General features: G+C 61.7%; 10 protein-coding genes. 6 read left to right on the forward strand and 4 right to left on the reverse strand.

The annotated features are described in order from the left end of the window. Positions 1–14 precede the first annotated feature (14 nt). Together rnc and lepB are read right to left on the reverse strand one after the other, a co-directional pair. A complete protein-coding gene (gene rnc, locus EP837_RS00790; RefSeq protein WP_082919517.1) occupies positions 15–686 on the reverse strand; it encodes a ribonuclease III in 672 nt (223 codons plus the stop codon). Next, positions 683–1,507 (reverse strand): signal peptidase I, encoded by an 825-nt coding sequence (lepB, locus tag EP837_RS00795; RefSeq protein WP_066523789.1) that lies wholly within the window; start codon positions 1,505–1,507, stop codon positions 683–685. The genes rnc and lepB overlap by 4 nt, the downstream gene beginning before the upstream one ends. Before the next feature lie 179 nt (positions 1,508–1,686). On the opposite strand from lepB, the gene pgi reads away from it, so the two are divergent. Further along, a complete protein-coding gene (gene pgi / locus EP837_RS00800) occupies positions 1,687–3,192 on the forward strand; it encodes a glucose-6-phosphate isomerase (RefSeq protein WP_066523790.1) in 1,506 nt (501 codons plus the stop codon). A 94-nt stretch (positions 3,193–3,286) separates the two neighbouring features. Next, a complete protein-coding gene (gene gor / locus EP837_RS00805; protein WP_066523791.1) occupies positions 3,287–4,633 on the forward strand; it encodes a glutathione-disulfide reductase in 1,347 nt (448 codons plus the stop codon). A gap of 37 nt (positions 4,634–4,670) precedes the next feature. Here gor and EP837_RS00810 read toward each other — a convergent pair whose 3' ends face one another. Further along, positions 4,671–5,387 carry a 2OG-Fe dioxygenase family protein gene (locus EP837_RS00810; protein ID WP_066523792.1) on the reverse strand — a complete coding sequence of 239 codons (717 nt, stop codon included), beginning with the start codon at positions 5,385–5,387 and terminating at the stop codon, positions 4,671–4,673. Between the two features lie 73 nt (positions 5,388–5,460). After that, the gene (locus EP837_RS00815) at positions 5,461–6,876 is read right to left on the reverse strand and encodes a helix-turn-helix domain-containing protein (protein WP_066528432.1); all 1,416 of its coding nucleotides are present in this window, start codon (positions 6,874–6,876) and stop codon (positions 5,461–5,463) included. A gap of 123 nt (positions 6,877–6,999) precedes the next feature. Here EP837_RS00815 and EP837_RS00820 point away from each other — a divergent pair, with 123 nt between their 5' ends. The 4 genes from EP837_RS00820 (at position 7,000) to bioB (ending at position 12,348) form a co-directional block, all read left to right on the forward strand. Then, positions 7,000–8,532 (forward strand): acyl-CoA carboxylase subunit beta, encoded by a 1,533-nt coding sequence (locus EP837_RS00820; RefSeq protein ID WP_066523793.1) that lies wholly within the window; start codon positions 7,000–7,002, stop codon positions 8,530–8,532. 61 nt (positions 8,533–8,593) lie between these two features. Then, a complete protein-coding gene (gene mce / locus EP837_RS00825) occupies positions 8,594–9,031 on the forward strand; it encodes a methylmalonyl-CoA epimerase (RefSeq protein WP_066523794.1) in 438 nt (145 codons plus the stop codon). Positions 9,032–9,196: 165 nt separating this feature from the next. Beyond that, the gene (scpA, locus tag EP837_RS00830; protein ID WP_066523795.1) at positions 9,197–11,350 is read left to right on the forward strand and encodes a methylmalonyl-CoA mutase; all 2,154 of its coding nucleotides are present in this window, start codon (positions 9,197–9,199) and stop codon (positions 11,348–11,350) included. Beyond that, positions 11,347–12,348, forward strand: coding sequence for a biotin synthase BioB (bioB, locus tag EP837_RS00835; RefSeq protein ID WP_066523796.1), 1,002 nt, complete (start codon positions 11,347–11,349; stop codon positions 12,346–12,348). Before scpA ends, bioB begins: the two co-directional genes overlap by 4 nt. The last annotated feature ends 112 nt before the right edge of the window (positions 12,349–12,460 follow it).

Below are 12,460 nucleotides of genomic sequence, written 5' to 3' on the forward strand. Positions count from 1 at the left end.
TTCAGGCGACAGGCTCAGTTGGCCAACTTATCCAGCAGCGCCTTGGCCGCGGCCGTCTCCGCCTCTTGCTTGGACCCCCCGGTGGCGCTCGCTTCGCCAGCGCCCTTGATCGACACCGTCACCGTGAACTTCAGCGCATGGTGAGGACCGGAGCGATCGGTCATGGCATATTCGGGCGGTTTGCGGCGGTTGGCGGCGGCCCATTCCTGCAGTGCGGACTTGGGGTGCTTGGGCGCGCTTTCCTGCGTATCCACGCGGCTGCTCCAAAGGCGGCGGACGAGCGCGCGGGCGTCGTCCAGCCCGGCTTCAAGATACAGTGCGCCGATCAGCGCCTCCATCACGTCGCCAAGCACATTGTCGCTGTCAGCCGCGCCATCATCGCGTGCTTGTTTGCCAAGGACAAGATGCGCGGGAACGCCCACAGCCCTTGCGACATCGGCGCAGGTTTCGCCGGACACAAGCGCGTTGAAGCGTCGGGAAAGCTTGCCCTCCGGTTCCCCGGCGAAACGGTCATAGACCCACTCGGCCATCACCAGCCCGAGCACCCGGTCTCCTAGAAATTCCAACCGTTCATAATTGACGGCGTTCGCGCTGCCATGGGTCAGCGCCTGCAGAAAAGGCACGGCGTCCTTCGGCGCTCGCCCGATCAATGCGGCGAGCCAGCCAGCCGTGTCGGGCTTGCTCAAAAGCCTTCCCCAATGCGGTCCCAGCGTGCGGCGGTGAACCAGGTCCAGGGAAGCAGCCAATTGGCGCTGCCATCGGTGGAGAAGACTGATATCATGGCCTTGCCCACCAGATTTTCCTCCGGCACCAGGCCGATGCCGCCGCCTTCGACTGCGGGAAAGCGGCTGTCGGCGCTGCGGTCCCGATTGTCGCCCATCATGAAGAGATGGCCTTCGGGCACCAGTACCGTGTCGCGGTCGTCTGCGGCGCCATCCTGCACAAGATCAAGGACATTGTAGCTTTTGCCGCCAGGCAGGGTTTCGCGATATTGCGGATAGCGGCACTGACGACCGCCGGCTGGCGCATCCTCCTCGAATTTCGGGCGATAGCAGGGGGATGGGCTGCCCTCCTTGGCAGCGGCGTCCAGCATGTTAGGGGTCACCGGGATGACCAAATCGGCGACACGCTGCTTGGGAATCGCCTGACCGTTCAGATAGACGGTGCCACCGCGCACGGAGATCATGTCGCCGGGCAAGCCGATCACGCGCTTGATATAGTCATTCTTCTGGCTTGGCGGCGCCTTGAACACGACAACGTCCCCGCGCTGCGGCGTGGACGCGAGGATGCGGCCAGGAATGAGCGGCAGATTGAAGGGCAGGGAGTAGCGCGAGTAGCCATAGGGCCATTTCGCGACGAGCAGATAATCGCCGATCAGCAGGCGCGGCTGCATCGATTCGGACGGAATATTGAACGGAGAGACGATGAAGCTGCGCAGAATGAAGACGAAGACCGCCAGCTTTGCGAGGAACCAGATGAAGTCCCGCGTTTCGGATTTTGCGCACATGCCTGCTCGTCTAGTCCTTCAATTTGCCTTGAAAACAGGCCGCTGCGGCTTTTGCTGCGTTGGAAACCTGCCGTCAAGCGCGTGGCCCGGTGCATTGGCCGTTACGCTTGAGTAAGAGGAAGAAGAATCGACAGGTGCAGCGTCGGTATCGATCAACGGAAAAGAGGATTTACCCTTTCATGTCCAGCCCTGCACTGGAGGCAATCGCCGCCCTCCCGCAGCCCGAATTAAAGTCCGTCTTCGCGGCGGACCCCAATCGGCTGAGCAAGTTCACGCTTACGCAGGGGCCGCTTCGTTTTGATTGGTCCAAGACCCATCTGACGAGCGAAACGCTCGACGCGTTCCTCGAACTGGCGAAGGACATGGATTTCGCCAGGTGGCGCGACGCCTTTTTCGCGGGCGAGCCCATAAACGGCAGTGAAGGGCGCGCCGCTGAACATCCCGCCGAGCGCGGGGAGGGCAATGCGGAAAGCGTGTCGCGCGCCAAGATGCTGCACGCCCGGATGCGCGCGCTGATCGATGCTATTGAGGGCGAGGCGCTGGGGCCGATCCGGCATATATTGCATATCGGCATCGGCGGTTCGGCGCTTGGCCCGGACCTGATCGTCGATGCGCTGGAAGGCAACGGCGCGCGCTATGATGTCGCGATCGTGTCGAACGTTGATGGCACGGCGCTGGAGCGAGCTATTTCGCGCTTCGACCCTGAAGCCACGCTGATCGCGGTGGCGTCGAAAACATTCACCACGACCGAAACGATGCTGAACGCCGCGAGCGCGATCAATTGGCTGGTCGAGGCGGGCGTTGAAGACCCCTATGGCAAGGTCATCGCGCTGACAGCCAGCCCGGACAAGGCGATCGAATGGGGCGTCGATGAGACCCGCATCCTGCCGTTCGCCGAAAGCGTCGGCGGTCGCTATTCGCTTTGGTCCTCTATCGGTTTTCCGGCGGCGCTGGCGCTTGGCTGGGACGCGTTCGAAAGCCTGCTGGAGGGCGCGGCGGCGATGGATCGGCATTTCCGCCTGTCCGATCCGGCGCAGAATGCGCCGCTGATCGCGGCCTTTGTCGATCAATATTATACGCGAGTGCTTGGGTGCCAGACGCGGGCGCTGTTCGCCTATGACGAGCGGTTGAGGCTGCTCCCCTCCTACCTTCAACAACTGGAGATGGAGAGCAACGGCAAGAGCGTGACGCGGGACGGAAAGCCGGTGGACGGGCCTACCGCGCCGATCACCTGGGGTGGCGTCGGCACGGACGCGCAACATGCCGTGTTCCAGCTGCTGCACCAAGGCACGATCCTGACGCCGGTGGAGTTCGTCGCTTCGATCGAGCCGGGGCATGCGCTCGACCCGGCGCATCACCGGGCGCTGCTGGTGAATTGCTTTGCCCAGGGTGCGGCGCTGATGCGGGGCAAGGAGAATGAGGCTGATCCAGCGCGGGCCTATCCGGGTAATCGGCCTTCTACGACAATCCTGCTGAATGACGTGACGCCTGATGCCCTGGGGGCGCTCATTGCCTTTTACGAGCATCGGACCTTCGCCAATGCCGTGCTGATGGGGATCAACCCCTTCGACCAGTTCGGCGTCGAACTGGGCAAGGAGATTGCGAAGTCGATCGAGACGGAAGGCGCGAAGGGGTTCGATCCTTCGACGATGGCGTTGATCGATTTGGCGCTGGGTGTGGTTTGACTCAGAGCTAGTCCTCCTCTCCACGGAAGGGCCAAGGTGATTGTATCTCGGCCAGTCTCCCGCCATATCGCGCCACATCCACAGGGAGACCGGCATGAGCGACTATGATTTCGACCTTTTTGTCATCGGTGCGGGATCGGGAGGCGTTCGCGCCTCGCGTGTGGCGGCGGCGCATGGGGCGAAGGTTGCGGTCGCGGAGGAATATCGGGTCGGGGGCACCTGCGTCATTCGCGGATGCGTGCCCAAGAAGTTGCTCATCTATGGCGCGCATTTCGCGGAGGACCTGAAAGATGCGCGGCGGTTCGGCTGGAATGTGCCGGACTGCGATTTCGAATGGAAAGTGCTGCGCGACAATGTGCTGGCCGATGTCGATCGGCTGGAGGGGCTCTATAAGAACACGCTTTCCAGCCATAGGGTTGAGTTGATTTCTGAACGGGCGACCATCACCGGGCCGCATAGTGTGAAGCTGTCGAGCGGACGGGAGGTGAGCGCCAAATATATCCTCATCGCCACCGGCGCATGGCCGGCCCTTCCTGAGATCGAAGGGGCCGAGCATGGCATCACGTCCAACGAAGCCTTCCACCTCGAGGACGCGCCCAAGCGGATCATCATCGTCGGCGGCGGCTATATCGCCAATGAATTTGCGGGGATATTCAACGAATTCGGTAGCCATGTGACGATCGTAAACCGATCGGCCACTTTGCTACGCGGCTATGATGAGCAGATCCGCGACCGGCTGATGCAGATTTCGACGATGAAGGGCATCGTTTTCCGCTTCAACGCGAAGATGGAGCGGATCGAGAAGAATGAAGACGGGACGCTGTGCATGCATTTCAGCAATGGCGATCCTATCCCCTGCGACACGATCATGTTCGCGACCGGCCGCCAGCCTCATGTCGAGGGGCTGGGTCTGGAGAGTGCGGGCGTCGAGTTGGACGACAAGGGTGCGATCAAAGTTGATGACTATAGCCGGACCAGTTGCGAGAGCATCTATGCGGTGGGCGACGTCACCAATCGCTTGCAACTGACGCCTGTCGCCATCCGTGAGGGCCATGCTTTCGCCGACACGGTGTTTGGCGACAATCCGCGGACCGTGGATTATGACTGCGTGCCTTCCGCCGTGTTCAGCCACCCGCCGCTGGCTGGCGTTGGCCTGACCGAGGCGCAGGCGAAGAACAAGCTGGGTACCGTCAAGGTCTATACATCCGACTTCCGCCCGATGAAGAATGTGCTGGCCGGGCGAGAGGAGCGGGCGCTTTACAAGATGGTGGTGGATGCGACGACCAATCGGGTGGTGGGACTGCACATGATCGGGCCGGATGCGCCAGAGATTCTGCAGGCTGCAGCGATCGCGGTGAAGGCAGGGCTCACCAAGCAGCAGTTTGACGACACGGTTGCGCTGCATCCCAGCATGGCGGAAGAGCTGGTGTTGTTGAAGTGATGCCAAGGTCCGTTCGGTCGATACGAAGGACCGCAGTTTAGCTTTCCTCGGCGAACGTCACCACCAGCGCGTCCCGCCAAGCTGGAAGATTTGGTTCGACCGCGTGGATTTCGGTGACGCCGTGCAGGATGCGGTGGTCGTCGATCAGCACCGCGTCGCCGGGCGAAGCGAGCGTGAATTCGCCAAGCGCTGAACCGTCGGGCGCTCCGATGCGGGTCACGCCTTCGCGAACATTGCGGCGCTCGATCAGCATGACAAAGACCCAATCGACCCCGTCGCGGTGCAGGCCCTCCGGTGTTGGGCGGCCGACTTGGCCCTCCTGCGCTTCGATGCGGAACTGGTGCATTTCGACATGCCAAGGCTGCGCGCCGGTCGCACCGAAGCTGTCTGCGCAGAAAGCGAAAACGGCTTGCATCACAGGGTTGTCGATCGTCTCCTGATGCACGGCTTCGAACCAACGCTGCACGTCACCGTTCAAGGGATTATAGTCGCGGCTTTGGAAATGGGGCTGGTGGGGCTTGCGGATGAATTCACCCTGCTGGCAACGGAAGGCAGCATGACGCCGCCGCCGATAGCGGCCGCCATCGGCCATATAGAGGTCAGGGCCAAGATCATCCCAGCTACGCGCAAACTGCTGCCAGGCCGGTTCCTGGGCGCCCAGCGCAGCCAGCATTTCACGCCCGCCGGCACGTGCAAAGCCGCTGTTCGTCAGGTGCGTCCGGATATCGCCGCGCAAAGAAATATCGTCGATCATGTGTCCAGCCTAAGCGCTTGAGGAAACGAGCGACAGGGCCAGTTTCCGCAAGCTGGGACCGCTTGCCTGCCGTTCAGCCGATCCAATAGGGAACGATCTGCCGATTGTCCGGATCGACACGGATCGGGCGGTCTGCGGGAGGAAAGGCGCGCTGGTCGCATCCCTGGCGCGAACAAAGGCGGCATGTGATGCCGATCGGCGTCGCCGCGCCCTCCATCTCCAGCTGGAGGCCATCGGCATAGACGAAGTTCGCGGCATGGGCGATTTCGCAACCCAACACCACGGCATAGCGGCGCGGCGTGCGCGAATAGCTGCCTGACGGCTTTACCAGCCCCTTGGCCATGGAGACATAGCGCACCCCATCGGGCGTTTCGCCCAGCTGCACATTGATCCGGTCGGGAATGGCGACGGCTTCATGGACGTTCCACAAGGGACAGGCTCCGCCGAAGCGGGCGAACTGCAGGCGGGTGGCGCTGTGCCTTTTGGTGATGTTGCCCGCCATATCGACGCGGCAGAAGAAGAAGGGGATGCCGCGCAAGCCGGGTCTTTGAAGGGTGGAGAGCCGGTGGCACGCCTGTTCAAAACTGACTCCGAAGCGGCGAGCGAGGCGATCAATGTCGTGGCGCACCTCGCGGGCAGCTTCCCGGAAAGCCGCATAAGGCATCAACAGCGCGCCCGCGGCATAATTGCCCAGCCCGATCGTCAGCAGACGGTCGGCTCCCTCGACCGGCAAGGCGGCGCGATTGACGACATCGGCGATGACGGCCTGCCCTTCCAGCATCATGAGCTGGTGGGAGAGCATGAACTTGCGGCTTTCGGTGGGCAGAGCGGCGTTGATAAACAGTCTGCGATCACTTGATGAATAGGCGCGCAGCGCGGAATCCGGCGTGTCGGCAATCAGCGTTTCGATGCCATGCCGCCGCGCCAGCGCCTCGACCAGCATGCCCTCATCAAGCGCCTGTCCGGCGGTGAAGCTCTTCGCCATGTCCTCTGCCAGGCAATCGAGGGCATGGACATAGTTGCCCGCCTCGTGGAACCAGTCGCGAGCCGCTTCCCAGGGAAGACGGGCCTGAACTTCATGATCGTTGGCGATCGCCTCCTCGATCATGTTGATGCGCTCGTTGGCGCGCATATGGGCATTGTAGAGGTCGATATAGCGGGCGGCGAACTCAGGGAACTGGAGGTGCAGCTTTTCAACTCGCTCGGGTTCCATCAGAGGGCCCGGCAGTTCGGGGTGGGCAAGCGCATAGGTGAAGGCGCCCAGCAGTTGCTCCTCCTCCCGGCTGTCGAAACTCGCCCAATCGGTGGGAAAAGCGCTGGCCACCGCGGCCTTCACTTTAGCCGTCAGCGGCCGGTCGTCATTTTCCAACTGGCTGAGATAGGATACGGAAATACCGAGCGCCTGCGCCATGGTGGCCTGATCCATCCGGTGGTCCAAACGCAGTTGACGGAGCCGCGGACCTGCGAAAATGCGATTGCCTCTTGCCATGCGGCGTCCATAATTTGCGAAATGGTGATTTGCAAATTGGCAAATTTGCATTTGCGAAAATGTGGAAAGAAGGGAAAGGGGCAAATGTAGCCGTCCGTGTCGTTACCCGGAGAGATATTCTTTATGTCGAAGCTCGCCATTATCGAACAGCTGGAAGCCAAGCGCGAAGCCGCGCGCCTGGGTGGTGGCCAGCGCCGCATTGATGCCCAGCATGCCAAGGGCAAGCTGACGGCGCGGGAGCGGCTTGAAGTGCTGCTGGACGAAGACAGCTTCGAAGAAGTCGATATGTATGTCGAGCATAACTGCATCGACTTCGGCATGGATCAGCAGCATATTCCCGGCGACGGCGTCGTCACGGGTTCTGGCACGATCAACGGCCGCCTCGTCTTCGTCTTCAGCCAGGACTTCACCGTCTATGGCGGCGCGGTGTCCGAACGGCACGCCATGAAGATCTGCAAGATCATGGACATGGCGATGAAGGTCGGCGCGCCCGTGATCGGGCTCAACGACTCCGGCGGTGCGCGGATTCAGGAAGGCGTTGCTTCGCTCGCCGGTTACGCGGAAATCTTCCAGCGCAATGTGCTGGCGTCTGGCGTGGTGCCGCAGATCAGCGTGATCATGGGGCCGTGCGCGGGTGGCGCTGTTTACTCGCCCGCCATGACCGACTTCATCTTCATGGTGAAGGATTCGAGTTTCATGTTCGTGACCGGCCCGGACGTGGTCAAGACCGTCACGAACGAGATCGTCACGCAGGAAGAACTGGGTGGCGCGGTCACGCACACTACCAAGTCGGGCGTGGCCGACCTCGCCTTCGAGAATGACCTTGAAGCGCTGCTGTCGGTCCGCGACTTCGTCGATTTCCTCCCTGCCTCGAACAAGGAGCCGGTTCCGGAGCGTCCCAGCGCCGATCCCTGGGACCGCGCCGAAGAAAGCCTGGATACGCTGATCCCGGCGAACGCGAACCAGCCCTATGATATGCATGAGCTGATCCGCAAGGTCATCGACGAGGGAGACTTCTTTGAGGTGCAGCCGGCCCATGCGGGCAACATCATCTGTGGTTTCGGCCGGGTCGAAGGCAAGACGGTCGGCATCATCGCGAACCAGCCGATGGTTCTGGCGGGCGTTCTGGACATCAACTCGTCCAAGAAGGCGGGCCGCTTCGTCCGCTTCTGCGACGCGTTTGAAATTCCGATCGTCACCTTCGTCGATGTGCCGGGCTTCCTGCCGGGCACCGCGCAGGAGCATTCGGGCATCATCAAGCATGGCGCAAAGCTGCTGTTCGCCTATGCCGAAGCGACCGTTCCAAAAATCACCGTCATCACGCGCAAGGCCTATGGCGGTGCCTATGACGTTATGTCCTCCAAGCATCTGCGCGGGGACCTCAACTATGCCTGGCCGACCGCCGAGATCGCGGTGATGGGCGCAAAGGGGGCCGTCGAGATCATCTTCCGCGGCAAGACGCCCGAAGAGATTGCCGATCGCACGAAGGAATATGAAGACCGCTTCGCCAACCCCTTCGTGGCGGCGAGCAAGGGCTTCATCGACGAGGTGATCCAGCCGCATTCGACGCGCAAGCGGATTGCTCTGGGCCTGCGCAAGCTGCGCAACAAGGCGCTGGAGAATCCGTGGAAGAAGCACGACAATATTCCGCTCTAACGGGCATTGCGCCTCATGAGACCCCAGCTCTTCGCCGGGGTGACGAGCTAGGTGAAGTGAAATGAAACTCGGCCGCTTGAACCATATCGGCGTTGCAACGCCTTCGCTGGAATTCAGCATCGCTTATTATCGCGATGTCATGGGCGCGACGATCACGCATGAGCCTTTCGACCTGCCCGCGCAGGGGGTGAAGGTGTGCTTTGTCGATACGCCGGGCGAAAATGGCACCGACGGCACACAAATCGAATTGATCGAGCCGCTGGGCGAGAACAGCCCGATTCATGGCTTCATCGCCAAGAACCCGGCAGGCGGGCAGCATCATATGTGCTATGAAGTGCCCGATATTCATGAAGCCAAGGCTTGGTTTGAAGGGCTGGGCAAAAAGGTGCTCGGGGAACCGCGCATCGGGGCGCATGGCACGCTGATCTTCTTCGTCCATCCCAAGGATATGAACGGGGTGCTGACCGAGATCATGGAGACGCCGAAGGGCGACCACTAATTAGCCTCGCCCCTTTAGGGGAGAGGCAGCGAGATTGGGGTCTGCGAAGTAGGCCCTAGTCGCAGCGGAGAGGGGCTCTCCCCCTCTCCAACCTCGGCTAGTCAGACGAACTGGCAAGCCTGCGTATCCTCTCCCCCCGACGGAGAGAGGAAAGGAATGGGACGAATGACCGAGAAGCCGACGCTGGATCAGTGGGCCACCGCCGCCGCCAAGGAGGTGAAGGGCAAGGACCTGAACTGGGAGACCCCCGAGGGGATTACGGTGAAGCCGCTTTATACGGCCGAAGACGTAACCGTCGATCCGGGCCTTCCCGGCTTCGCGCCTTTCACCCGGGGCGTGAAGGCATCCATGTATGCGGGCCGCCCCTGGACCATCCGGCAATATGCGGGCTTTTCGACTGCGGAAGAATCCAACGCCTTTTATCGCCGCAATCTGGCTGCGGGCCAGAAGGGCCTCAGCGTCGCCTTCGATCTTGCCACCCACCGCGGTTATGACAGCGACCATCCCCGGGTTCTCGGCGACGTCGGCAAGGCGGGCGTGGCGATCGACAGCGTAGAGGATATGAAGATCCTCTTCGACGGCATCCCGCTCGACCAGATGTCGGTCTCCATGACCATGAACGGCGCGGTCATCCCGATCCTCGCCTTTTTCATCGTCGCGGGTGAGGAGCAGGGGGTCGAGCGCAAGCTGCTCGACGGGACCATTCAGAACGACATTCTGAAGGAGTTCATGGTCCGCAACACCTATATCTATCCGCCTGAACCCTCGATGCGGATCATCTCGGACATTTTCGGCTATACCAGCCGCGAGATGCCCAAGTTCAACAGCATCTCCATCTCCGGCTATCATATGCAAGAAGCCGGGGCGACGCAGGTGCAGGAACTGGCCTTCACCATCGCGGACGGCATCGAATATGTGAAATATGGCGTGGCTTCGGGCCTCGACATCGACAAGTTCGCTGGGCGTTTGAGCTTCTTTTTCGCCATCGGCATGAACTTCTTCATGGAGATCGCCAAGCTGCGCGCCGCGCGTGTGCTGTGGCATCGGGCCATGACGAAGCTTGGTGCGAGGGACGAGCGGTCCAAGATGCTGCGCACCCATTGCCAGACCTCGGGCGTCTCGCTGACCGAGCAGGACCCCTATAACAACGTCATGCGGACCACCATCGAAGCGATGGCGGCGATGCTGGGGGGCACGCAGTCGCTCCACACCAACGCGCTGGACGAAGCGATCGCGCTGCCGACGGACTTCTCCGCCCGCATCGCCCGCAACACGCAGATCGTCATCCAGGAAGAGACCGGCATGTGCAATGTCGTCGATCCGCTGGGTGGCAGCTACTATGTCGAGTCGCTGACCCAGCAACTGGTCGATGCCGCGCAGGAGATCATCGACCGCGTCGGGGCCGAAGGCGGCATGGCCAAGGCGGTCGGCGCAGGCTGGCCCAAGGCAATGATCGAGACGGCGGCCGCTGCGCGCCAAGCACGTGTCGATCGGGGCGAGGACGTCATCGTGGGCGTCAATAAATATCGCCTTGCGAATGAAGACCTGCTGGAAACGCTTGAGGTCGATAACAGCAAGGTTCGCGAGGCGCAGATCGCGCGTATCAACCGCGTCAAGGCAGAGCGTGACGAAGCACAGTGCCAGGCTGCGCTGGAATCGCTGCGTCAAGCTGCCGCTGGTCAGCAGTCGATCGAAAACAATCTTCTTGCCCACGCCGTCGAAGCGGCGCGCGCCCGTGCCACGTTGGGCGAAATTTCCTCCGCCATGGAGGATAGCTTCAACCGCTATGGCACTGTGCCAACGCCGGTGAAGGGCGTCTATTCCAAGCCCTATGGGCATGACAGCCGCTGGAAACAGGTTCTTGACGGTGTGCAGGCCGTCGAGCGGCGCCTCGGTCGCAAGCCGAAACTACTCATCGCCAAGATGGGGCAGGACGGCCACGACCGGGGCGCCAACGTGATCGCGTCGGCATTTGGAGACATGGGTTTCGATATCGTGTCGGGCCCGCTGTTCCAGACGCCTGAGGAAACGGTGGTGCTGGCGCTGGAAAGCGGCGTGGACGTGGTTGGGGCTTCCAGCCTCGCGGCGGGTCACAAGACGCTGATCCCCGAACTCATCAAGCAGCTTCGTGAAAAGGGCCGCAACGACATCAAGGTGATCGCCGGCGGCGTCATTCCGCCGCAGGATTACGACTTCCTTCGTGACGCGGGCGTGCAGGGCATTTATGGACCCGGCTCGAACGTCGTGGAATGTGCGGCCGATGTGCTGCGCCTCCTCGGCCACAACATGCCCCCTGCGGGGCTGGAGGAAGCCGCTTGAACACCCAGACGCCCCGCACAGATTGGACCCGCGACGAGATCGCTGCGCTGTTCGACCTGCCCTTCAACGATTTGATGTTTGAAGCGCAGTCGATCCATCGCGCGAATTTTCCGCGCAATGAAGTGCAGCTTTCGACCCTGCTGTCGATCAAGACTGGCGGCTGTCCGGAAGATTGCGGCTATTGCAGCCAATCGACCGAGGCGGAAAGCGGCCTGAAGGCCACCAAGCTGATGGACGTGCAGGCGGTGCTTCAGGCGGCAGCGCAGGCGAAGGATCACGGCTCAGGCCGTTTCTGCATGGGTGCGGCGTGGCGCAATCCCAAGGAACGGGACATGCCCAAGCTCATCGAGATGGTGAAGGGCGTGCGCCAGATGGGCATGGAAACCTGCATGACGCTGGGCATGCTGTCGGCAGATCAGGCCAAGCAACTCGCAGATGCGGGGCTCGACTACTACAATCACAATATCGACACCTCGCCGGAAAATTACGCCAACGTCATCACCACCCGGACCTTCGAGGACCGGATCGAGACGCTGGAGAATGTCCGTGATGCGGGCATCAATGTGTGCTGCGGCGGGATCGTCGGCATGGGCGAGACGCGGAGCGATCGCATCGGCTTCCTCCATGCGCTTGCCACCATGCCGCATCCCGAAAGCGTGCCGATCAACGCGCTGGTGCCGGTGGCCGGGACTGTGCTGGGCGACATGCTCAAGGACACGCCGCTCGCCAAGATCGACGAGGTGGAGTTCGTGCGCACCGTCGCTGTGGCGCGGATCGTTATGCCGCAGTCGATGGTGCGGCTTTCCGCCGGGCGTGAGAGCATGAGCGAAGCCTGTCAGGCGCTTTGCTTCATGGCGGGCGCGAACAGCATTTTCACCGGCGACAAGCTGCTGACGGCGGCCAATGCCGGCGACGACAAGGATAGCGCACTGCTTTCCAAGCTCGGGCTGACGCCGATGATGGCGCAGCCGCATGGGCATCTGGAGGCGGCGGAGTGATTTTTCCAAACCGTTCGTGCTGAGTAGGGACTGAGCTTGGCGAAGGCCCGTATCGAAGCATCCTTCGATACGCCATTTCGACTTCGCTCAATGGCTACTCAGGACGAACGGG

The organism is Sphingobium sp. EP60837 (genome assembly GCF_001658005.1).
In the GTDB taxonomy this organism is placed as follows: domain Bacteria; phylum Pseudomonadota; class Alphaproteobacteria; order Sphingomonadales; family Sphingomonadaceae; genus Sphingobium; species Sphingobium tyrosinilyticum.